Origin of the sequence: Brucella sp. H1_1004 (assembly GCF_047308065.1) — a bacterium.
GTDB classification, from domain to species: domain Bacteria; phylum Pseudomonadota; class Alphaproteobacteria; order Rhizobiales; family Rhizobiaceae; genus Brucella; species Brucella pseudogrignonensis_B.
In genome coordinates, this window is record NZ_JAYKZA010000001.1 from 754,977 (window position 1) to 778,567 (window position 23,591).

Genomic DNA, 23,591 nt, shown 5'->3' on the forward strand with positions numbered 1-23,591 from the left:
ATAATGTAAATTTCAGAGAGAAATGCGCTGAAGATTGTTATCCAGAGCAAGAACTTCTGGCAGTGGCGTTCCGGCACCAAGGTTCGGGCTAGTTACGCCCATCACATCGGCAGGCACAACACAGGCCGCGCGAACGGCTTCTTCAAGCGACACGCCGACATGCTGAACGAGATTGGCAAGGCAGCCGACCATATCGATATGGGCGCCTGCAAGCGAACCGGCTGCATTGACCAGTGCGCCATCGCGTACTTCAATACGCTCGCCATACAGTTCGAAATGGTCTGGCCCGCCAATGGTGGACATGGCATCTGACACGAGGAACATGCGGTCGCGCTTAGGGCGTGCACGCCATGCGATGCCGACCATTTCCCATGTCACATGATGTCCATCAACAATGATGCCAACAAACGCATTGCTGCCAATCGCAGTGCCGACCACACCCGGCTCACGCGATGTCATTGGCGGCATGGCGTTGTAAAGATGGGTGAAGCAGCGGATCCCGGCTTCAAGCCCGGCGCGGGCCTGTTCCGTCGTGCCGTTGGTGTGACCGGCGGAAACTACGACACCCATATCAGCGATCTCGCGGATCGTGTCGCCCGGCACCATTTCCGGCGCCAGCGTCAGCATGACAGGCACATCCGCCTTGCGCAGAATTTTCAGCGCTTCAAGCGTGGATGCATCTATCGGGCGGATGAATTCAACGCGATGCGTGCCCTTGCGGACAGGATTGAGATGCGGGCCTTCAATGTGCAGACCGAAGAAGCCATCCATGCCCTTGCATTCAACGGCAGCATGGGCTGCCTGAATGATGCGCTCCGGCTCGCAGGTAATGAGCGTTGGCAGAACCCAGGCAGTGCCGAGTTTGCGCAATGTCGAGATGATGTGCGCGATGCCCTTTGCACTGGTTTCCGAATTGAGCATGACGCCGCCCGCACCATTGACCTGCAGGTCGATGCAGGCTGGCATCAGCACATGCGGCGTGAGGTCCGGCGTTTCATCCGACTTTCGCGGGCGAAGACGGATGATGCCATGCTGGCCGATCTCGGCCACGAGACCAGTCTGAAGTCGCCCATTTAGAAACACATAATCGGGGGCAACAAGACGGGTCATTGGCTTTCTCCAGAATGATTAAGCGCATAGAGCGCAACGCCGCGTGCACCCGAACTATCACCAAAACGTGCCGTTCTGATGGCGGGTATGCGTGTGGGTCCGAGCTTGCGCTTTTCAAATGCCTTTGAGACGCGTTCGGCAACCCCGTCCATATTGGAAAGACCGCCGCCAAGAACGAAGCAATCCGGATCGACGACAAGCTGCATGGTCAGAAGCGATTCCGCCATCAGATCAGCCCAGTCATCGAGAATCTTTTCTGCGTTCGCATCGCCATTGGACGCGCGCAATGTCAGTTCCTGATTGGAGATGGTCTCATTGAGCTTGATCTTGGAAATATCGGCAAGGCCCGTGCCGGAAACATAGCGTTCCATGCAACCTGTCTTGCCGCAGCCGCAAGGAATCAATGGCAGGTTCTGCTCGCTCAGAACGCGTGCAGGCATACCCGTGTGACCGATTTCCAGTGCAAGACCGTTATAACGTGGTGGAATTTCGCCATTGATGACCACACCAGCGCCCATGCCGGTGCCGACGATCAGGCCAATCATTGCTTCGCTGCCTTCGGCTGCACCGCCATGCGCTTCCGAATAAGCAAAAGCCATACAGTCGTTCATCAGCGGAAAGCTGCGCCCGAAACGTTTGACCAGTGCTGTGCCCACATCGCGACCGGTGATGGGAATATTGGATGCGAAGCCGTGTCCGGTGGCTGGATCAATCCATCCCGGTAGGCTGATGCCGACGGGCAGATTTGGATTGCCCGCCGTCTCGGTCAGCCATTCAATCTGTGCCGAAAGCCCATCGATAAAGGCCTCAAAGTCGCTGACGGGCGTTGGAATACGCCGTGTCAGAACTGTTTCCATATTTGCGTCGAACAGGCGGCCCTCAATTTTGGTGCCGCCCAGATCAATGGCGCCGCAGATCATGCTGACCTCGTGTTTCATGCTGCAAAGGGGTAAATCTTAACCCCGGAAACAACGCGTGTCAGGTTGCCCTGATCAATGAATGGATTGTCGATGTTGAGATCGAGTTCTGCCGACCAGCGGGCGGACCAGATTTGCGCCAAAAGCACGTAGAGTACGGCATCCCAGCGGCTGTCGCCGGTAAGATCAAGCGCAATATCACAGCCTTCGCCACCAACAGTCGTAACAGTTGCTGTCGGGAACTGCTGAGCAATTTCAACTGCGATGTCGCGATCATAACGCGCGGTATGCTGATCCGGGTGAATGAAGACCACAACGCGGGTGCTGCCGACAACCGAAGCTTTTGGACCATGACGGAAGCCGAGCGTGCTATCCCAATTTGTCATGACTTGACCTGCGGTCAGCTCCAGAACTTTGAGTGCGCTTTCGCGCGAAACGCCGGTCAGTGCGCCGGAGCCCAGAAAGATTGCGCGGTCTGGATGCGGGGCAGGCGTTGCGTCGAGCTGTGCAAGTGCCTTAGTACCCGCAGCCGAGAGCTTGTTAAGTTTGTCGGCGACATCAACATTGCTATCAATGCAGGCGAGCGCCGACAAAAGCATTGTCGTGTAGCTCGACGTCATTGCAAAAGCCTGATCGTGCGTTGCTGCTGGCAGAACGATCACGCGCTGTTCGCCAGGGCCTTTCGCTGCCCGAACGGCCAGTGTACTTTCGCCATTGCAGGTGATGTTGAGGCGGTGTGCCTTCGGAAAATGCTCATCCAGCAGGTCGAGTGTTGCGATGGTTTCCGAGCTGTTGCCGCTGCGGCCAAACTGCACGACGAGCAGTTCGCCATCATCAGACAGCGTTTCAGACGGATTGGAAACAATGTCGGTGGTCGGAATGGCGTTAAGCGAAATCGGGCCAGCCTTGACCGATGCAAGAGCCTGACCGATGAAAGCCGAGGTGCCTGCGCCGCTGAAAACGATACGCTTGATACCCTTGGCGGCGATCCATTCGCGGATTTCAGCCGACTGGGTGGCAAGAGGTGCTGCCCAAGCCTGCCAGATGCCCGGCTGTGCATGAATTTCCTGCCAGGTGTGGCTCGTTTCCAGTTTAGTCATTAACGCCGTCCTCTTGAGTACTGATGACACGCACACCGCGTTCGCGGATGCGGTTGGCTATTTCGTGATTGGGTTCAAGATCGGTTATGATCGCCGTAATCCGATCCATTGCGCAGATACGATGCAGTCGTGGTTTGCTGAATTTGGTCTTGTCGGCCAGAACGATGACACGGCCAGAAGCCTCGATCATCGCGCGGTTTTCATGGGCCTCGTCTTCCAGAAAAGTGCTGACGCCCGTCTCTGGCTCAATGCTGTCTGCCCCCATCACGAAAGTATCGAAACGCATCTGGGAAAGAGCCGTATCGACCAGTCGTCCGGAGACGGACATGGTTTCACGGCGAATGCTACCACCAGTCAGCATCACCTGATGCTGTTTATGGCGAAGCACGGTCTGGGCAACGTCGAGACTGCGGGTCATCACGATAAGCGGTGCAAGATTGCCCAGATGCGCTGCGAAGCGCTCTATGCTGGAGCCGTTATCGAACAGCACAGCTGTATCGCCTTCAAGGAGACTGACCGCCTTGCGTCCGATTGCATCCTTGGCGTCATAATTGACGGCGCGACGATCAACCGGATTGGCTTCCACGCCAGTGGGGACGAGGCCGGGACGCTGGGCAAGCGACAAAGCAAGATCGATGCGAAAATCCGCAAGACCTGCATAGCCAAAGCGCTGGCAGAAGCGGATGAGCGTTGGTTCTGAAGTACCAAGCTGGTTGCACAATTCGCGTGCTGTTGAGCGAATGAAGCCTACCGGATCGTTTTCGATCAACAGGCATATGCCACGCAGCTTCGGAGTGAGCTCCGGCACTGCTGCTTGCACAGTCTGATAGAGGTCTTCTGTCGGTTGCAACTCCGGCCCTTTCCTTGTGTTGTAATTTTCTATTGAAAAGAGAATTTTACTTCAACACAAATTTCTAATGTCAGTTGTTTATTTTAACACAAATTTTGTTTTGCTCCGTTTGCATGTCAGCCATTCCTGAGCACGGATGGCTGTTTAAATCAGGAAGGCGGCTGCCTGCCATCGGCAATTGCCTTGAGGGCTTCACGCAGTTCGGCAACTTTGGCTGCCGTAGTTCTTGTTGCACCCGGTACGGCGAAGCCGAAATTCAGCAAAATCTCATCCGCATCGATTGGCGCACTGCAGGATGCATGAATTTCAGTTAGACCAGGCAATGCCGCAGCGATCTCGGCAAGTGTTCCCATATTCACGCCCGAACCCGGCATGATGGTGATTTTGTTTTTGGCAGCACTCTGCATTTCCGCAAGGCGTTTGAGACCGGATACGGCTTTCAAGGCACCGCCTGAACTCAAAATCCGGTTGATACCAAGCTCGATAGCTATTTGTACGGCTTCTGCCGCGTCAGGGGTAAGATCGATTGAGCGATGCAGTGCGATCTCAAGACCATCGGCTGCATTGACCAGTCGCTCCAATGCAGGTCTATCAAGCCTGCCGTCGGGCAGATTGGCGCCAATCACAACGCCCGCGAGGCCGAGAGCTCGTGTGGCTGCAATTTCGGCTTCCATGATCTGCAATTCATCTTCGGTCCAGACAAAGCTGCCTGCGCGCGGCCGTATCATTACCATGATCGGAATTGGTGCTTTGGCTGAAAGCTGCATGAGACCAATGGAAGGCGTCAGCCCGCCGATTGCGAGGGCCGAGCATAGCTCGATCCGATCTGCACCGCCTTTGATTGCGGTGTCCAACCCTTCTGCATCATCGACGCAGACTTCCAGTAATATCCGGCTCAAAGCAATCCCCTCAGTTTTTGTTGTATTCTACCTTTGCCAGTATCGCGACACCGGCCAATCCTGCGATAGCTCCCATGATGGTGACAGTTCCATAGCCAGCAATGCTTGTGCCGATTGCAAAAAGCGCTGTTCCTAGGCCGCCGCCGACAAACATGTTGATTGCGATAAGCGAAGCCGACAGGCCGGGCCGATCGTGAATGATGCCAAGCAGATAGCTTATTGGCTGGCTCACGATTGCTGCTGCACCAATCCCCCCAATCGCTGATGCGGCGTAAATCTCCCATCGTGTGGTGAGGAATGCAAGCCAGATCAAATAGATTGCGTAAAGCAATGATGCGACAAAGAAGATGCCGATCTGACTTCGGCGGCGACCAATACGGGCCCAGACCAGCATAAGCACTGCTTCAAGCCCTGCCACCAAGCCCATGACCATGCCGACATCTTCGACCGATCCACCACCGCGCCCTGTAATGATGAGCGGAAGTGCAATAGCATTCACATGCAAAACCGAGGTTATGAGCGCGGTTCCAATCAACCGGATGAAAACGCCGGGTGAAATCAGGCGCTGAAGATCGGCAAGGCTTGATGGCTTTGTGCTATGCGCGTTTGTGTCCGGCTTATGATCATGGGGCATCAGCGTCATGATCGACAGAAAGCAACCCAGTGAAAGCAGCGTTGCAAAGGAATAGGCGGTCAGAGGCGAGCCGGTTCCGGCCAGCACAGCACCGACAAGTCCGGGCACAAGAATCCACGCGATTGAAATCGCCATCCGAACAATTGTGATCGAATCGCTGAGTTCAATCGGTGTCATTCCAGCCGAGTGATTGCGGATATTGGCAAAAAGCAATGTGCTGATGACGTTGAAAAGTGCAATCGGGCCGATGGTTGCCAGCGCAAAGACCCATGGCGATGGAAACAGCCAGATCAGGCCGAAACCTACAATACCAAGGGCTGTAACGATAACCATCGGCGCGCGATAACGCCCGATGCGGTCAGAAACCAGTCCGATAGCAATGCTGGCCGCGAGATTGGCGACAACGGCGCAGAAGGCCACAACCGAATAGGTGAAGTCGCTTAAGCCGATGACGCGGATGCCCACGATCGGCTGATATGGCGTTGTGGCCGCCCCTGCGAAGCCAAAAAACAGGATCGCGATCGTGCTGGCTCGCACGATCAGATATTGCCGGACAAGATCGAGGCTCGAGGTCGACATTCAGTGCGCCACTATTTTCACAATAGGCCTTGTCCTGCACGGCTATAACCGTGCAGGACATGAGGATCAAAATAGCGGATGACGGCGTGCCTGCACAGCAAAGCGCAGCCAATCCTTTTCCGATGCTGGGGTCCACGCAGCTTCCGCCACCGCCAAAAGACGCGGGAAGGTGAGGTCGTTAAAATAAGCGTGCGTGGTGAAATGTTCACACCAGATACATGCCTGAACACCCTTGAGATGCTGTGCCAGTTCCGGCGGGAAATCACCAGCAGCTTCGTAGGCATAGCTTTCTTCTGGCGTGGAAGCGCCCGCCCAGCCAGCGCCCGGTTCCCACCAGTTATGCGACTGCGCCATATCAAGATAATAGGCCTGACCCGGCGTCATGACGACGTCGTAACCCTGCTTTGCTAGCTCAATGCCGATTTCTGGTGCCTGCCATGCCATCAGCAAAGTGCCTTCCGGCTGCACGCCACCACCATGCGCGACTTCGTTCCAGCCAGCGAGAACACGGCCGCGCTGTTCCAGCATGATCTTGAGCCTGCGCATGAACCACGATTGCAGTTCAAAGGTGCCTTCAAGCCCTTCGCGTTCCATCAATTCGCGTGCAAGCGGTGAGCCAATCCACGAATTGTCGGCCACTTCGTCGCCGCCGATATGGATATAGCGCCCCGGGAAGAGAGCGACGATATTGTCAAGGATTGTCTTCACAAATTCCCATGTCGCTGGCATGGCTGGGTTGAGCGCATTATTCGTGAAGCCCTGAACGGTTTTGTAAGACTCATTGGCTTCATTGCGATCCTGAAGATACGGCAGAGCGGTCAGTACTGCCTTGCAATGGCCGGGCATGTCGACTTCCGGCACCACTTCGATGCCAAGTGATTGCGCATGTGCGACCACTAAGCGGATTTGTTCCTGGGTATAAAGGCCGTGCGACGGTTCAGTCGTATCGCCAAGCTGCGGCAGCATCGCACTGTTCGGAGCGCGGGTTGCGCCAATCCCTGTCAGTTCCGGCAGTTCCGGAATTTCAATGCGCCATGCTTCATCGTCGGTCAGATGCCAATGGAAGGTGTTGAGGCGATACCAGGCCATGATGTCGAGGAAGCGCTTAACTTCATCATGTGTCCAGAAATGACGCGAAACGTCCAGAAGGCAGCCGCGCCAATCATGGCGTGGCGCATCTTCAATGCGGCCAGAAACGGGAAATTTGAAGCGTTCTGCCTCCTGCTTTGCACCATCAAGAATTTGTGCCAGAGCGATAAGACCATGGCGCGTGCCATCGGCATCAGAGGCAGTAACCGTGATTAGCTCAGCCGTGAAATCGATGCTGAAGCCGCTTTTCTTGATGCCCGTGTCGGTTCTGATCGCAACAGCGCGGCCGCCTTCAACTGCTTTCAGCGAAAAGACCTGACGTGCCTGCGGGAACAGTCGTGCATGAAGCTCCTCAACCAGCGAAAGCGCACGCAGACCTGAAAGGTCGGTGCCTTCTGCGGGATGCAGAGCAATTGGTGTGCTGCCTGCCTCAGCCTCGAACTTCACGGGCCATGGTAGTAGGGCAAACGGAAGCGTAAGACGGCCTTCTGGCAGACGCGGGCCGGGCAGAGGGAGGTTCTGACCCGAAAGTGCAAGTTCGCCGGTCTCAATGTGGATTAAACGGCCATCGGCACATTTGAGATAAGCCGTCTTCGCTCCGTCATTAACATGAAATGGTGAGCGATTAAGTGGTGCGACGCTCACCGTCCATGTTTCGCCCGGCTTCAATGTGAAGCCTTTGGGCGCAGCTATTTCGTTGAAGCTGCCATCATGCAGGACAAAATGTCCGTTCGTGATCTGTGGCTCTCCAACAATGCGGGTGATGCTGGTGTAGCAAAGTGAGAAATTGGTCAGTGTTTCATCCGACAGGTTAAACACTTCGATTGTCATGGTTCCGGCTGGTGCGGGATTTGCGTTCCACGAATTTTCAAGTCGGAATAGGCTAGGCATGCAATTCTCCACCAGCAGATTTGTGCGCATTCCGAAAGATAAACCTGTTTTCGGTGAGCGCGTTTTAGATAAGTGAGATCCCGCTGAGTCTTTGTCGGCTTGGCCACAAATCATGCGGGATAGAGGCCTTGGCCTTGTTAGCAACTATATCATCGTCTTCAATGGATTTTGTCCATCCTAAAATTTAGCCGTTTGTAATTTAATGTTTATTAAATTCCTTTGTTGCGAATTCTGCATGACGTCATGCGCTTCGTGCAGCCAGAATTTATAACAAAAGTACATCATTTCTTGTCAGTCCGATCTGCTTATTGCGAAATCGTAAATCCATTAAATTCCTGTTTTTATTCATTAAAATTGCAATCTTAATGCGGAATGATTGCAATTTGTACATATTGAACAGATTTCGAGCAATTTGATTTCTTTTAAGGCAGATGGCCGGAATGCTATTTCTGGACCTCATCAAGTCTGTGTGAAAAGTTTTTGTTTTGCTAAATTCCTTGTGTTTTATCTTGACATTTTGTGGTGATAATTTTCATCTTACTAAAAAATCGATTGGGAGTTTATCGTGAAAGTCGGCATTGTAGGACTGGGATATCGTCTGGGTTATTTGGGTTTTGTCTTCAATGCACTTGATCCCGAGTTCGAGATTGTCGGCTATGTAGACCCTGCGCCTGCGGGCATGGCAGAGCTGGATGAGCATGGCATTTCGGCTGGCAAGCAATATGCGACGCCGGAAGAGCTGATCGCTAATGAAACGTTCGATCTTCTGATGATCGGCTCACCAAACCATATGCATCTTGATCATATTCGTGTGGGTCTTGAAGCTGGTCTTACCGTTTTCACCGAAAAGCCGATTGTATCATCAATTGAGCAGACCTATGCGCTGGCTGAGCTTCTTGCCAAACACGGTCAGGAGCGTTTGCTGGTTGGTCTCGTGTTGCGCTATGCGCCGATGTATCGCGATCTGATGCAGGCCAAGACCGATGGTTTGCTGGGCAATATCGTTTCGGTTGAAGCCGCAGAGCACATCTATCCATATCACGGCGCATTCTTCATGCGCGACTGGCGCCGCTATTCGAAGTGGTCGGGCAGCTTCCTTCTTGAGAAGTGCTGCCACGATCTCGATCTTTACAATAGCGTGATCGGATCGCGCCCTGAGCGGGTTGCAAGCTTTGGTGGCCGCAAGACCTTCATTCCGGAAAATGATCCACGCCGTGAAGGCATCAACGACATGTCACTGTTCCATCGCAAGCCGACCGGCTGGGAAGGTTCCGACAAAGTTTTCGATTCCGATGGTGACATCATCGATTATCAGGTTGCGATCATTGAATATGCCAATGGTGTCGGCATGAACTTCCACACCAATCTGAATGCGCCGGACCAGTTCCGTCGTTTTGCGATTTTCGGAACGCGCGGTCAGGCTGAGGGCGACTTCATTCGCGGTTATTTCGATGTGCATGAAGTGCTGAACGAAAAGCGCACTATTCACAAGGAATATGCGACACGCACCGAGCTTTCGCAGCATTACGGTGCGGATGAGAAAATGGCGGAAGAAGTGATCGCCCATGTCATGCATGGCGGACCACTGCCTGTTTCGCCGCTTGATGCGATGGAAGCGGGCATTCTTGCCATGGCAATGGATGAAGCGCGTGAAAAGCGCACGGTCATCGATCTGCGTCCCGTCTGGGATCGCTTCGACACAGCACTTCAGAAAGTTTGACCTGATACATGGGAATGCAACGCTCCAAAGTCATCTTTGCTTGGGTCATGCTTGCACCGGCACTTATCTATGTGCTGGCAATCGTCGCCTATCCGCTGATCGACACTTTCATCCTGTCCTTCACCGACGCATCGCTGCGTCGCACGACCAATTGGGTCGGCTGGGCTAACTACGACAAGATCGCCAATGCGCAGTTTATGGCTGTTATTGGCCGGACATTCGTCTGGACGTTCTTTTCGGTGTTGATGAAGATCACGATTGGCATGTTTGGAGCGGTGCTTCTCAATATGGCTTTGCCGGGGCGTGCATTGTTCCGCCTGATGATTATGCCACCGTGGATCGTGCCAATGGCTATCGGCATTTTCATGTGGAGCTGGATGTATAATGGCCAGTTCGGCATGATTTCGGGCATGCTTCAGCGCTTTGGGCTGGTCGATGGACCGGTTGCATTCCTCGCTTATGGCAACACGGCTTTCTGGGCAACGATTGTCACGGACGTCTGGATCGGTGTGCCGATGGTGACGCTCTATTTCTTGGCGGCCCTTCAGGCGATCCCGAAAGATCTCTATGAAGCCGCTTGGACTGATGGCGCAGGTCGCATGTATCGCTTCCGCCGGGTGACGCTGCCGCTGATGCTGCCAGCCATCATCACCATGTCGATGCTCTCGACCATTGCGACATTCAACTCGTTCGACATCATCTGGATTTTGACGCAGGGCGGCCCGAACGGTTCGACCACCACGATGATTATCGACACCTATCAGACGGCTATTGGCTCGAAGCGTTATGGCGAAGGTGCGGCGCGTGCCGTCACCATCTGCATATTCCTGTCGCTGTTCTGCCTTGCCTATTTCCGTGTCACGCGGCGCATCAGCCCCGAAAAACTTGCGTAAGGGGAAACATAATGAGCCAACCGCAAAATACACCGCTTATCGACCGCTATACGTGGATTGAAAAAATTGGTGCTTATGTAGGCATTGCGATCTTTATGATCTTCCTGCTCGCACCATTCTTTGAAGGGTTTCTGGTTTCATTGAAGCCATTAAACCAGCTGTTCTCTTCGCCCTATCGGTTCTGGCCGGAAAATGGCAGTTTTGATGCCTATTTTTCGATGTGGAAGAGCGTTCCGCAATTCGGACGCTACATCTTCAACTCGTTCTTTATCTCGTCAGTGGTCACAATCATTGTGCTCATTCTGGTGGTGCCTGCGGCTTACGCCTTCTCACGTTTTGAGTTTCGTGGGGCAGGGCTGATCCTTGGCGGTTTTCTGGCAATCAATATGTTTTCAGGCGCGGTTCTGCTGATCCCGCTGTTCCGCCTGATGCGCAGTTTTCAGCTTCTCAACACCTATGCCGCGATGATCGTGCCGGGCGTTGCCTTCCTTATTCCGGCGGCGATCTGGCTGCTGCGCACTTATATGATGCGTATTCCGCGTGAGTTGAATGAAGCTGCCTATATGGATGGCGCAAGTCACTTCTACACATTGCGCCGGGTTATCCTGCCGATCGCCATGCCGGGTATCATCGTTGTGGCGATCACCACCTTCATCGGGGCCTATGCGCAGCAGTTTATCTTCGCGCTGACGTTCAATTCCAAGGCGGAATACATGCCGCTGCCGGTAGGCCTCTTTGCCTTCTTCGGCAAGCAGGAAGTCGTCTGGAATGAGCTGATGGCGGCGTCTTTTGTGGGCATCGCACCAGCGATGATCATCATCTTCTTACTACAGCGCTATCTGGTCGGAGGACTGACCGCAGGTGCTGTGAAGCAATAACAATCCGTCTAAAGATCTATCATCATAAGGGAGTTTTCAGAGGTGACGACGATATTTAAAATGGGAGCTGCGGCGCTCGTTCTCGCAGGCAGCACGATGCTTGGCACGCTCGGTGCATCGGCAGCACAGCAGGAGATATCGTGGATCTATTGCGGCGACAAGCTCGACAAGACACACGACAAATACATCAAGGCCTGGGAAGAAAAGAACCCGGATTGGAAGATCGCTGTTGAAGTTGTCGGCTGGGCACAGTGCCAGGACAAGGCAACGACGCTTGCAGCCGCAGGCACGCCGCCAGCAATCGCTTATGTCGGCTCGCGCACGCTCAAGGAATTTGCTGACAACGACATGATCGTGTCTGTTCCGATGACGGACGAAGAAAAAAGCGCTTATTTCCCACATGTGGTTGAAACCGTTACCTATGACGGCACCCAGTGGGGCGTACCAATCGCGCTTTCGACCAAGGTTCTTTACTGGAACAAGGACCTGTTCAAGCAGGCTGGTCTTGATCCAGAACGGCCACCACGCACATGGGCTGAAGAAATCGAATTCGCCAAGGTCATCAAAGAAAAGACCGGCATTCCGGGCTATGGCCTGTCTGCTAAGACCTTCGACAACACCGTTCACCAGTTCCTGCATTGGGTTTACACCAATGACGGCAAGATCGTGAACGATAAGGGCGAAGTCGTCATCGACAACCCGCAGGTTCTTGCAGCACTCAATGCTTATAATGACATCAAGTCCTATTCGCAGGAAGGTCCAACCGCCTACGAACAGAACGAAGTGCGCGCGATCTTCCTCGACGGCAAAGTTGGTATGATTCAGGGCGGTTCGGGTGCTGCTGTTCGTTTGCAGGATTCCAAGTTCAATTGGGGCATTGCAACACTCCCCGTTGGTCCTGATTCAAAAGGTCCGGGCACGCTCGTCATCACCGACAGCCTAGCCGTGTTCAAGGATTCAGGGGTGGAAGAAAAGGCAGCCGAGTTTGCCAAATACATCACGTCACCTGCAATTCAGGAAGAGTATGAACTGGCAACCGATGAAGGTCTGACGCCAATGCGTCCGTCACCAGCGGTTGATAAGGTTATGGTTGATATTCCTTACTGGCGTCCGCTGATTGAAGGCATTCAGTATGGTGGTGCAGAGCCGCTCTTCACTGATTGGCGCGGTTTCCAGAACGTCATGATCGCTATGGTTCAGTCTGTTGTCACAGGCGATGCAAAGCCTGAAGACGCGCTGAAGAAGGCTGATCAAGAGCTGAAGAACCTTAAATAAAACTGAGACTGAACCGCCCTGCAAGATCATTTTGCAGGGCGGTACTAAAACGAGTTTTCGGCCGCAGGAGAGCAGCGTGGGAAAATTATCCCTCAAGAATATTGTCAAGAGCTTCGGCCAGTTTGACGTCGTCAAGAACGTATCCCTTGAAGTGAACGAAGGCGAGTTCATGGTCTTTGTCGGACCATCGGGCTGCGGCAAGTCCACGCTTCTGCGCATGATCGCAGGCCTTGAGGATACGACGTCTGGCGATATTGTCATCGATGAGAAGCGCGTCAACGACCTGCCTCCGGTCAAGCGCGGCATCGCGATGGTGTTCCAGAGCTATGCGCTCTATCCGCATATGAGTGTTTTTGAGAATATCGCATTTCCGTTGCGCGTCGAAGGTGCTGATAACGCGACCATCAAGCGCAAAGTAGAACATGCGGCCTCAATCCTGCATCTCGATCAGCGCCTTGAACAAAAGCCCGGCATGCTATCCGGTGGCCAGCGTCAGCGCGTAGCGATTGGCCGTGCGATTGTGCGTGAACCGAAGATTTTCCTGTTCGATGAGCCGCTTTCCAATCTTGATGCAGCGCTTCGTGCCGACATGCGTATCGAGCTGACCAAGCTGCACAAGCAGCTTGGCGCAACAATGATTTATGTGACGCATGATCAGGTTGAAGCCATGACAATGGCTGATCGCATTGTGGTGCTTGAAGGTGGCAACATCTCGCAGGTTGGTACGCCGCTCGAGCTTTACAACAAGCCGCGTAACAGCTTCGTTGCAGGCTTTATCGGTAACCCGCGTATGAATATGCTGCCGGTCACCTTTGCTGGTTTTGAGAGCAACGGCTATGCGCGTGTTAAGCTCGGAAACAACGAATTGGTTCTGCCGGTTCTTTGCGAAGAAGCCGCGCGTCCAGACGTCGGCCAGACGCTTACACTGGGCATTCGTCCTGAGCATGTCGAAATCGGTGACGGTGAAGTTGCAATCACGGTGCAGCCATCTGTTGTTGAGCGCCTTGGTCAGCAGACAATCGTTTACAGCACTCCGGAAGGCATGAGCGAGACGTTCTGCATCATTACGCCGGGCACAGCGCCGATCTCTGGTGATGCTTCGATCAAGGCAAGTTTTGATGCACAATCATGCCATTTGTTCGATCAGAATGGCATTGCCTTTACAAGACAGGGCGACTTCTCGAATTAAACTTCGAGTACCATTTGACGATAATAAAAAAGGGCGGAAATTCCGCCCTTTCTATTTAGTTTATTAATGCGTACCGACTGCTTTGCCGTAAACCCGGATGACATTTCTGACGGCTTCGACCATCAGGGCATGCGGTGTGGCTTCAACCTTGCCGGCTGCAACAGCCGGATAAAGCGTGCCAAGATACTGGCTGATCAGCGTTTCAGGAATTTTGCGACCTTCAAGGCGCTTGAGTAGGTCATTGACGGCAGCTGTGGCTTCCGGATGTGGCCAGTAATAACGAATGCGGTCGCTATAGGAGAAATGGCGCTGAAGACGCAGTTCTTCCGCATCGCCATGATAATATTTCTCCCAGTTCTTGGGTTCGTTGAGAAGCAGCTTCTCAAGCTTGCCGCGAACCGTCTCTTCTTCTGGCAGTTTGTCGAGGAAAGCTGCAATCTGATCAAGACCATAGAGTGCTTCACGCAGCGCAAACGTCAGACCCGGTCCAACTTTCAGAATGGCAAAGCCATCATGAACCAGAGCTGATAGTGCCTCAACCGGCTGATAGTCGGTCGAATGGGCTTCAAAGACAAATTGCGGCACTTCGTTGAGAACGCCGCTTAAAGCACTCGCCTTGTTGCTGTCGTAATAGACAACGTTTTCATTGCCGAATTCCACGCCCGGCTGCACGACAACGCCGATGGCGCGCGAGAACGCATCCTCTAAGCCAAGAGCTGCAAAAGCCTTGCGGTGAATGGCGATGGTTTCAAGCGCTGCATCTGGCTTGGTCAGTTCCAGATCTTCGATCTCTTCCATTGCGCCGCCCGGGATCGGAACTTCCGTGCCGACAATATAAACAGGCAGATCAAAGCCGGATTCAGCGGCTGCTTTTTCTGCAACCTTGGCAAGACGCGCTGCACGTTCAGCAGTCACAGCATCAGGCAGTGCAACAGGTTCGCCAGCGCAACCCATCGACGTGTCGAGGTGGATTTTGGTAAAGCCTGCACGCACAAATCCATCCATCATCACTTCGGATTTGGCCATGGCTTCTTCAGCCGACAAATGCTTCCACGGATTGGGGCCGAGGTGATCACCACCCAGAATAAGGTGCTTGGTATCAAAGCCGAGACGCGCTGCGATGTCTTCGACAAAACGGCGGAAATCTGCCGGTGTCATGCCGGTATAGCCGCCATCTTGGTTGACCTGATTGCAGGTGGCCTCGATCAGAACGTCGGTGTTGGTGGCAATGCCTTCAAGAAGGGCTGCTTCGATAACCAGAGGATGAGCCGAGCAGATTGAGGTGATGCCTCCCCGCGCACCGCTTGCATAACGCGTGGGAAGTTTGCTCAAGGTCTGAGTGCTGCTCATGACGGGACTCCGTTTTTGGCGATGAATGCGTTGATTTCATCCATCGTTGATGTGCCTTCCATTGGGCCTTTGACACCAACGGCGCGCGCGCCTGTCGCGTTGGCTATGGTCAATGCTTCTTTTGGTGCGAGACCGCGCAACCAGCAGGTGACGAAGGCCGCGCCAAAGCTGTCACCTGCGCCTGTTGGATCGATCTCATTGACTTTGAATGCGGGGGCTGTGACTTCGCCAGACTGGTCGAAGTAGCTTGCACCTTCAGCGCCACGCTTAATCACAATTGCCTTGATGCCACGAGCGAGCAATTCTTCAATGGCGGCTTTTTCTTCCGTCGCCTTGGTGAATAGGAAGATTTCAGGCCCACTTGGCATGAACAAATCGGTATGTTCAAGCGCATGGACGAGTGCCTCGCGCATACCCGGCAGATCAAGCATTTCCTTGCGGATATTCGGATCAAATGAGACCGTGCCGCCTTTAGCTTTGATGCGCAGCGTTGCTTCGTGGATAGCGTCAACAATGCCATCAGAAAAGAGTGCTGAACCCATAATATGCAAATGGTCGGCAGTCTCGATTAGCTTTTGCGCTTCAGGTGTCAGCCCAATTGCGCTGCATGCACTGTGCTTGATGTTGAAGATGAAATCGCGATTACCATCTGGACGATAACGCACGAACGCGCTGCCTGTGGCGGCTGTTGGATGCACACTGATTGCTGACACATCCACGCCGTCTTTTTGCAAACGTTCGATGTTGAGAGTGCCAAAGTCGTCATTGCCTACCGCACTGACCATACCGCAAGGCTGGCCCATCTTGGCTGCCTGATCAATGAAGATTGCCGGTGCGCCGGAAGCAAAAGGGCCAATCAATGGAATGGCGCTTTTGAAGCCGTTGCCGGTTTCGATAGCCATGATCTCAACGACGATTTCGCCGATTGTGATGATCTTTTTCATGCGATGCACCAGTTATGTTCTGACTGATTTCGAGCGGACATCGAGCCAAACAGCGACGAGAATGACGACGCCCTTGACGATGAGCTGATAGAAATACGGCACCGACAGCATGTTCATGCCATTGTTGATGACGCCGATAATCAATGCGCCAAGGATTGTACCGACCATCGTGCCGACACCACCGGCGAGCGATGTGCCACCCAGAACAACGGCTGCAATGGCGTCGAGTTCGTACCCCATGCCTGCATTGGTTTGTGCCGAGGACAGGCGCGATGAGAGCAAAATGCCACTGATTGCAGCCATAACGCCGGAAAGCATGAAGACGATGATCTTAATACGATCGACACGAATACCGGAATAAACGGCCGCCTCCTTGTTGCCACCTGCGAGATAAATGCGGCGGCCAAAAACTGTTTTGGACAACAGAACATAATTGACGAGAAACAGAACACCGACGATCCAGATGATGATTGGTAAGCCGAGCCAGCTTTCTGAACCGATTGCCAGCCAGGTTTCATTCTCGATAATTTCGGGCGCGCCATTGGTCGGTAGGCTGACCATGCCGCGATAAATGCCCATTGTGGCAACTGTCACAATGAAGGACGGAAGCATAAGTTTCGCTGAGAGCACACCATTCAGCCCGCCCATAATCGCACCGGCAGCCAGTGTGAAGATGACGGTCGGCGCAAAGCCGAAGCCCATGGAAAACGCTTGCGCCGCCACCATGCCAGCAACTGCAATGATTGAACCGATGGAAAGATCAATTTCACCCAGCAGGATCACATAGGTCATGCCGTAGGCCGCAACCGCAATCACGGCCACCTGCTGCATGATGTTCATGAAGTTGTTGAATGCAAGAAAGCGCGGGTTCAAAACTGCAAAAACAATGCAGAGAACGGCCAGCGAAATGACAATGCCGCCATATTGACGGATCATCGGAGAGGAGAAAAGCGAACGACGAACTTCTGCGTCTGCGGCTTTTGTCTGAATGTCTTGTGCGTTGCTCATTGATGCATTCCTGCTGCGTAGCTCATGACGGTTTCTGGGGTGAGGCCATCTGCTTCGAGTGTTGCGGCGACATGCTTGGAATGCATGACGACAACGCGATCACTCAGACCCAGAACTTCTGGCAACTCGGACGAAACCATCAGGATCGCCGCGCCATGGGCGGCAAGTTCACGGATGATGCGATAGATTTCAAATTTTGCGCCTACATCGACGCCGCGGGTTGGCTCATCGAGGATGAGCACTTTTGGCTTCATCTGAAGCCACTTTGCTAAAACGATTTTCTGCTGATTACCGCCGCTGAGAGAGCCGGCAATCGTGTCAAGCGATGCGGTCTTGATTGCCAGTCGCAGCACTTCAGCTTTTGCGCTGGCACGTTCAGCGGATGAGCGCATCATGCCAAAAGGTCCGGCAAGTTGTCCGAGAGCAACCATATTGATGTTGCGCTCGACGCTCTGCGGCAGAACGAGACCTTCTTCCTTGCGGTTCTCAGTCACAAAAGCGATGCCGTGAGCAATCGCCTGTGTTGGCGAGGCGAGAGTAATGGATTGACCGTCGAGTTTTATGTCGCCGGTTGGATGCAGCATGCCAAAGAGCGCTTTCATCACATCCGAACGACCGGAGCCGACGAGGCCAAACAAACCAAGCACTTCGCCGGGTTTTACATCGATGGATACGTCGTTGAATTTGCCCGGAACCGAAAGGTTCTTTGTTTCTAAAATAGCGGGAACCATTGCTGATGGGCGAGGGGCCTCACGCGCGGGGTAGATGTCGTTCATCTCACGGCCGACCATCAAAGCGATTAGCTCTTCAATGCTGGTCTGGCTTTTTTCAGTCGTTGTAACATATTCGCCGTCGCGCACGACCGTAATGTCGTCGGACAGGCGCATGATTTCTTCCATCCGGTGCGAAATGTAGATGACGGCCGTACCGCGCGCTTTGAGACGTTCAATAATTGAGAACAGAATCTCGGCTTCACTGTCAGACAGCGATGATGTTGGCTCGTCCAGGATCACAACATCAGCCGGTTGGCTAAGCCCCTTGGCGATCTCAACCAACTGGCGCTGCGCGATCGATAAATCGCCGACTTTGGCGCGTGCATCAACCGGCAGGCCAAGTTCTGCAATGAGCTTGTTGGCTTCAGCGATGAGCTCCCGTTCGCGGATAAAACCAAAGCGGCTCGGTTCATTGTTCGCCAGAATATTCTCGGCAACCGATAGGTTGCGAGACAGGCTTAGCTCTTGAAATACGATTGAAATGCCACAGGCGCGTGCATCGCGCGGGTTCTTGGGCGCGTAAGGCGCGCCCTTGAGCACTATCGTGCCTGATGTGGGTTTGAAGACCCCGGCAAGGATTTTCATCAAGGTGGATTTGCCAGCACCGTTTTCGCCGAGCAATGTGTGCACACGCCCACCGCGAACAGTCAGGTTCATGCGTTTGAGTGCAACAACAGACCCAAATGTTTTGGCCACATTGCTGATCTCAAGCACAATATCCTGAGTGGTATTGGTCGCAGAATTGATAGCGGTCATCGGAAGTCTCCGCTCTCCATAAGAGGTCTGTATTTAACACGCCTGAAAATGCGCTAACTACAACCTTGTATCGATAATGTGCTGCGGCGGCACTGACGCGTGGTGATCGTCGTGCCGCCGCGCACTAAAGAGAAACGACGGTTGGGAGGAGTTGCCGTCGTTTCACGCGGTTTTACTTGGTTTCGCCGTCCTTGGTGACAACACCAGGTACGATTGGCTGCTTTGCAGGAACCTCTTCGCCCTTGATCACTTTCACTGCGGTTTCAACGGCAGTTTTTCCCATTTGGTCGGGATACTGCGCAATCACGCCGACCATGATCGGGTCGTTCTTAACTGCGTTGCGGGCTTCTTCCATGCCATCAAAGCCGATAACCTTGACCTGATTTTCGAGCTTTGCAGCTTTTACAGCGGAAGCTGCGGCCAGCGCTGCATCATCACCAAATCCGAAGATGCCGACGATATCAGGATTGGCCTGAATGATGTTCTGAGCAGCAGCAAGCGCTTCTGAACGCGTGATGCCTGGCTGGATAGAAACAATCTTGATGTCAGGATGGTTTGCGATGGCCTTCTTGAAGCCTTCGACGCGATCAACAACGGATTGAACCGTCGGGTATTCGATGACCGCAACATTACCCTTGTCGCCAATGGACTTTGCCATCAGCTCGCCAGCCTTTTCGCCGCCGGCAAAGTTGTCTGTGCCAACAAAGGAAGTCACGTCGATATTGTTGGCTGGAACGTCAACGGTGATGACCTTGATGCCCGCTTTCTGAGCTTTGGTTATAGCCGAGCGAACGCCCTTGCTGTCAACAGGTGAAATGATGATGACATCAACGCCCTTGGTGATGAAATCTTCAACGTCAGCGAGCTGTTTGCTGAGATCCTGATTGGCAATGGACACTTCGAGCGGCACGTTTTCGGCCTGCGCTTCCTTTTTCATCGCTTCTGCGAGCGAGATATAGAAAGGATGCTGCTGTGTGAGAAGCGATGCACCAATGCCTTCGGCGGAAGCAACGCCTGCCATCATGGCAAGAGCTACGCCAGAAAAAAGAATACGACCAAGCGATTTACGAAACATAATTTCCTCCGAGTAGAACCGGCATCTGCCGGGTCGTCCTTCTGATAGGGACACATAAACATTTCCTGCTGGGTTAAAGGCCGTTGCTGACCTTAACCTCCCGGAAGGGCAGGTTCCTTCCTAAGCCCGCCTTAGAGCCTTTATTAGACATGATGGAGCCCGCTCGATGAGTCAATATAAAATTTATCACGTGTAAAAATTATAACGATTTAAAGTCGGGGTTTTAACGCAGTTTGAGGTCTATTTTACATTGTAAATCAAGGATACGCTGCATATCAGCGCAAATTAGAGTTGCTTCTGATAAGAAATAATTTTACGCATAGAAAATAATTGACCCGTCTAGAGATGCTCGCAACACGGGATGGGAGGAGCGGCAATGGCCGACAACAAAATCAGGACAATGGAAGAATTCGCTGTCGCAAGCGGTTTATCGCGTCCGACTGTTTCGAAATATTTCGACAATCCTGAGAGTGTTAAACCATCGACGCGTGCACGCATTGAGAAGGCGCTGAAAGACCATAATTATCAGCCCAATATTTTTGCTGTGAGCATGAACCGCAAAAAGCCCAAGAATATTGGCGTGATTGTTCCACATATTTCAGATCCATTTTACGCCGAAATCATTCGCCAGATTGAAATGCGTTGTCTGGCTGAGGGCTATTGGACGATTGTTCTGTCTTCTCATGGCGATCGCAAGCTTGAAGCGCGCGCGATGCGCACGCTCATGTCGCTCAACATATCGGGTGTGCTAATGGCGCCGCTTGGCTTTGAAACTGATGCCAAGCTCCTTTCAAGCCTGTCGGCCTCTATGCCAGTCGTTTTTTTGGATAGCCGTATTAGTGATGATCAGCCTTTTGTTGGAACAGATAATCGCCAGAGCATTGGCAATATTGTCGAATATCTCTGCCGCACGGGTGAACACCCTTGTTTCATGGAAATGCCCGCCGTTAATCAGAATGCGATAGAGCGCCGGGCTGCTTATATCTCTGCAATGGAGCGTCTGCGCATTGAGCCGATTGTCTTGCCGATGACACCGAAGAAGTGGAACTTCGAAGAGCTTGGTTATGAGGAAGCAGGGCGCATTCTTGATCGGGGCGGTTTTCCGACACGCACTGTCTTGTGTGCCAATGACCGTATTGCTTTTGGCGTGATTTCAGCGGCTTATGAGAGGCGACGTCACGTTGGGCGAGAAGAGGGATGCGATTTTCGCGTGGCAGGCCATGACGATCATCCGCTTAGTCGATTTACGTGTCCGCCACTGACAACAGTCGCGCAGGATTATCGCACAATTGCTCAGCTTGGGCTCGATATGTTGTTTTCACGTATAAACGCGCAGAAAAGCGGTACTGCGGTTGCTGCGGAAATTAGTCATCTCGCAAGCCAGCTGATTTTACGCTCATCCGCTTAAACTCTGGTTTGAGTGTTTTTCTGTTTGCGCCATTCCAGCGGGCTTAATCCCGTCACGCGGCGGAATTCTCGGTTGAAGTTTGACTTCGTTGTGAAGCCTGAATCGAGCATGATCACGGTCACGGATGTATCTGTCTCGATTAGTAACTTGCAAGCTTCAGCTATTCGATAATCATTGATGAATTGCGAAACATTTTTTGCAGTCAAATGGTTCACAGCAATTGAAATTTGACGTGCGGGTAGACCGACTTTTTTTCCAAGACGAACCAGCGTTAAGTTCTCGTCGAGATACAGCTTCTTTGCTGACAGAAATTCTTCGACATGCGCCAATACTGCTTGATGTTGTTCTCTATCTGAAATGCTTTGGTTTCTGTCTTCATGGCTAGGCACTGATGGTTGCGCTTTACCCGCTACGATTGCCGTGAGGCCAAGAAAGAACAGCCCAAGCAGATTGGCATTGCTTACCATCAGAGCCGCATTGTTTCCGTTGGTCCACTCGAAATCAAAAAGGATTGCGATATCAAAAAATGCAGACATGAAAAGAGACGCTGCAGCGATAAGAAGTGCGCGATGCGCTGAAATTGCTGTCTCAAACCGTGCATCACTTAAAGAATCCGGGCCGCGCCGACCAAGATATAGCAAGGCGATTGCATATCCCATAAAAAGCAGGATCAGAGCGCCATCAATCAGAATTGGCGCGACAAATAACAGGCCTATAATCGTGATCGGAAAAATTGCTGTAAGCCAGAGGTTGTCGGTATTTCGCCCCGTTTCAGAGCCGATCAAGGTCCGAAAGCTTGCATAAAGCAATGGCGGTAGCGCGCTGGCAATTATTGGAAGCACATAGCGAACTTCAGTAATGTCATATCCCCATCGCAAACCCACGGCCACAGATTGCGCAATGCAAAGTGCGACGAGGAGTTGAAATGGCCAATTATGATGCTCGGAAGTTCTATTCCGCCACATCGTAAAAAACAGGATTGTCAAAAGCAGAGCGACGACAAAGGGCAAGGGAACAAAGATCACGCTGAGACTCTATTTGAGGGAAGCACGCTCACTGTTGGCCTAAATCGCGATTGTGTACGACCTGAATCGCGATTTAGGACGAAAATGAGAAAGGTTCGCCGCAATTCTCCAGACATAACTAAAACTCTGGAGACTTGAATGAAACGACCTTTTTTGCTTGCCGCTTTTATCACTGTTAAGCTGATGATCATAGCGCCGAACGCTGATGCCTATGAGGTTGGGGTGCGTGAAATAAAGGTGCCTTTTGCGGAAAGGAAAACCGATCTTTCTGTTGCGATTTGGTATCCAGCACAAAAAGGAGGCGAGGCGATTTCGTTCGGTGAGAACAAAGTGTTCAAAGGCACGGAGGCTTATTTGAATGCGCCTTTGGCCGCCGGAAAGTTTCCTGTGATTTTGCTTTCTCACGGTTCAGGTGGGCGGGTGGAAACGGCTGGCTGGCTGGCGGCGAAATTGGCCGAAGCAGGCTTTGTGGTTGCTGGCCCTAATCACCCCGGAACAACGTCCGGCAATTCCTTGCCGGCGGAAACGCCAAAGCTATGGCAAAGAACGCGCGATATCTCTGATGTGGCAAGTTACTTGACGAGCGATGCGGAATGGTCGCCACATCTTAAGGCCGATCAAATGGGTATTGTGGGATTTTCATTGGGTGGTGCGACTGCACTTGAACTGATTGGTGCCCGCGCAAATCTTGAAGCTTTTGCAACTTACTGTGATCAATACGATAAATGGGACTGTGCGTGGTATCAAGGTGGTGTGGGGTATGCCGATGGCGAGGCTGTTAAGGTCGAAAGGGTCAATTTGCGCACCATCGATAAAAAGCTGTTTGAGCAATCCAACCTTGATGCGCGCATCAAATCAGCAGTGCTTATCGATCCGGGATTGGTTCATGCTTATGTTTCGCAGAGCCTGAAAGACATCAGTGTTCCAAGCTCATTTATCAATTTTGGTGCGGGTAATGAAATCCCGTTTGCCGTGATTGCCGATAAAGTGTCTAGTCAGGTTTCAGGCGCCAATTATGAAACGGTGAGCGGAGCGGATCATTTCAGCTTTTTGCCAGTCTGCCATTCAGGCGCTGCAGATTTTCTAAAATCAATTGGGGAAATTGATCCCATATGTAATGAAACATCAAAAAGCCGTTCAGATATTCACGACGAGGTTTCTGAACTGGTATTGAAGCACATGGACGAAACACTTCAAAAATAAATAGCGCTATCACGTTGGTTTGGTG

General features: G+C 52.6%; 20 protein-coding genes. 7 read left to right on the forward strand and 13 right to left on the reverse strand.

All coding sequences use genetic code 11. The features are described 5' to 3' along the window. Positions 1-12: 12 nt before the first annotated feature. The 7 genes from nagA to U2P60_RS03750 all read right to left on the reverse strand — a co-directional run bounded on the left by nagA (position 13) and on the right by U2P60_RS03750 (position 8,069). Positions 13-1,110: an N-acetylglucosamine-6-phosphate deacetylase gene (nagA, locus tag U2P60_RS03720; protein ID WP_413571356.1), complete on the reverse strand. Its 1,098-nt coding sequence runs from the start codon at positions 1,108-1,110 to the stop codon at positions 13-15. After that, a complete protein-coding gene (locus U2P60_RS03725; protein WP_413571358.1) occupies positions 1,107-2,030 on the reverse strand; it encodes an ROK family protein in 924 nt (307 codons plus the stop codon). The genes nagA and U2P60_RS03725 overlap by 4 nt, the downstream gene beginning before the upstream one ends. A 14-nt stretch (positions 2,031-2,044) precedes the next feature. Continuing rightward, on the reverse strand, positions 2,045-3,127 hold the full coding sequence (locus U2P60_RS03730; RefSeq protein ID WP_413571360.1) for an SIS domain-containing protein: 1,083 nt from the start codon (positions 3,125-3,127) through the stop codon (positions 2,045-2,047). Then, positions 3,120-3,977 (reverse strand): transcriptional regulator, encoded by an 858-nt coding sequence (locus U2P60_RS03735; protein WP_313829282.1) that lies wholly within the window; start codon positions 3,975-3,977, stop codon positions 3,120-3,122. Before U2P60_RS03735 ends, U2P60_RS03730 begins: the two co-directional genes overlap by 8 nt. A gap of 149 nt (positions 3,978-4,126) precedes the next feature. Further along, complete coding sequence (locus tag U2P60_RS03740) at positions 4,127-4,876, reverse strand: copper homeostasis protein CutC (RefSeq protein WP_413571362.1); 750 nt, start codon at positions 4,874-4,876, stop codon at positions 4,127-4,129. A 10-nt stretch (positions 4,877-4,886) separates the two neighbouring features. Further along, entirely contained in the window at positions 4,887-6,089 is a 1,203-nt protein-coding gene (locus U2P60_RS03745) for an MFS transporter (protein ID WP_413571363.1), read from the reverse strand. 66 nt (positions 6,090-6,155) lie between these two features. Beyond that, positions 6,156-8,069 (reverse strand): family 20 glycosylhydrolase, encoded by a 1,914-nt coding sequence (locus tag U2P60_RS03750; RefSeq protein ID WP_413571364.1) that lies wholly within the window; start codon positions 8,067-8,069, stop codon positions 6,156-6,158. A 565-nt stretch (positions 8,070-8,634) separates the two neighbouring features. Here U2P60_RS03750 and U2P60_RS03755 point away from each other — a divergent pair. From U2P60_RS03755 to U2P60_RS03775, 5 genes are all read left to right on the forward strand, one after another. Then, the gene (locus tag U2P60_RS03755; protein ID WP_413571365.1) at positions 8,635-9,789 is read left to right on the forward strand and encodes a Gfo/Idh/MocA family protein; all 1,155 of its coding nucleotides are present in this window, start codon (positions 8,635-8,637) and stop codon (positions 9,787-9,789) included. Between the two features lie 8 nt (positions 9,790-9,797). Beyond that, positions 9,798-10,682, forward strand: coding sequence for a sugar ABC transporter permease (locus tag U2P60_RS03760; protein WP_310016031.1), 885 nt, complete (start codon positions 9,798-9,800; stop codon positions 10,680-10,682). An 11-nt stretch (positions 10,683-10,693) separates the two neighbouring features. Next, positions 10,694-11,560, forward strand: coding sequence for a carbohydrate ABC transporter permease (locus U2P60_RS03765; RefSeq protein WP_413571367.1), 867 nt, complete (start codon positions 10,694-10,696; stop codon positions 11,558-11,560). Between the two features lie 60 nt (positions 11,561-11,620). Further along, positions 11,621-12,835 carry an ABC transporter substrate-binding protein gene (locus U2P60_RS03770; RefSeq protein ID WP_413571988.1) on the forward strand — a complete coding sequence of 405 codons (1,215 nt, stop codon included), beginning with the start codon at positions 11,621-11,623 and terminating at the stop codon, positions 12,833-12,835. A 76-nt stretch (positions 12,836-12,911) separates the two neighbouring features. Beyond that, positions 12,912-14,024, forward strand: a complete 1,113-nt coding sequence (locus U2P60_RS03775) for an ABC transporter ATP-binding protein (protein WP_413571368.1) — start codon at positions 12,912-12,914, stop codon at positions 14,022-14,024. Positions 14,025-14,087: 63 nt separating this feature from the next. Here the strand turns inward: U2P60_RS03775 and U2P60_RS03780 are convergent, their stop codons facing one another. From U2P60_RS03780 to U2P60_RS03800, 5 genes are all read right to left on the reverse strand, one after another. Next, a complete protein-coding gene (locus tag U2P60_RS03780; RefSeq protein ID WP_413571369.1) occupies positions 14,088-15,374 on the reverse strand; it encodes a D-tagatose-bisphosphate aldolase, class II, non-catalytic subunit in 1,287 nt (428 codons plus the stop codon). Then, the gene (locus tag U2P60_RS03785) at positions 15,371-16,318 is read right to left on the reverse strand and encodes a sugar kinase (protein ID WP_413571371.1); all 948 of its coding nucleotides are present in this window, start codon (positions 16,316-16,318) and stop codon (positions 15,371-15,373) included. The genes U2P60_RS03780 and U2P60_RS03785 overlap by 4 nt, the downstream gene beginning before the upstream one ends. Positions 16,319-16,330: 12 nt before the next feature. After that, positions 16,331-17,254, reverse strand: a complete 924-nt coding sequence (locus U2P60_RS03790) for an ABC transporter permease subunit (RefSeq protein ID WP_313830057.1) — start codon at positions 17,252-17,254, stop codon at positions 16,331-16,333. A gap of 68 nt (positions 17,255-17,322) precedes the next feature. Next, entirely contained in the window at positions 17,323-18,855 is a 1,533-nt protein-coding gene (locus U2P60_RS03795) for a sugar ABC transporter ATP-binding protein (RefSeq protein ID WP_413571373.1), read from the reverse strand. A 172-nt stretch (positions 18,856-19,027) separates the two neighbouring features. Next, positions 19,028-19,930 (reverse strand): substrate-binding domain-containing protein, encoded by a 903-nt coding sequence (locus U2P60_RS03800; RefSeq protein WP_413571375.1) that lies wholly within the window; start codon positions 19,928-19,930, stop codon positions 19,028-19,030. A gap of 376 nt (positions 19,931-20,306) precedes the next feature. Between U2P60_RS03800 and U2P60_RS03805 the strand changes: the two genes are divergently transcribed. Continuing rightward, the gene (locus tag U2P60_RS03805) at positions 20,307-21,338 is read left to right on the forward strand and encodes a LacI family DNA-binding transcriptional regulator (protein ID WP_413571376.1); all 1,032 of its coding nucleotides are present in this window, start codon (positions 20,307-20,309) and stop codon (positions 21,336-21,338) included. Here U2P60_RS03805 and U2P60_RS03810 read toward each other — a convergent pair. After that, entirely contained in the window at positions 21,335-22,123 is a 789-nt protein-coding gene (locus U2P60_RS03810; protein ID WP_413571377.1) for a helix-turn-helix domain-containing protein, read from the reverse strand. The genes U2P60_RS03805 and U2P60_RS03810 overlap by 4 nt on opposite strands. Positions 22,124-22,501: 378 nt before the next feature. On the opposite strand from U2P60_RS03810, the gene U2P60_RS03815 reads away from it, so the two are divergent. Next, a complete protein-coding gene (locus U2P60_RS03815; protein WP_413571379.1) occupies positions 22,502-23,566 on the forward strand; it encodes an alpha/beta hydrolase family protein in 1,065 nt (354 codons plus the stop codon). Positions 23,567-23,591 lie beyond the last annotated feature (25 nt).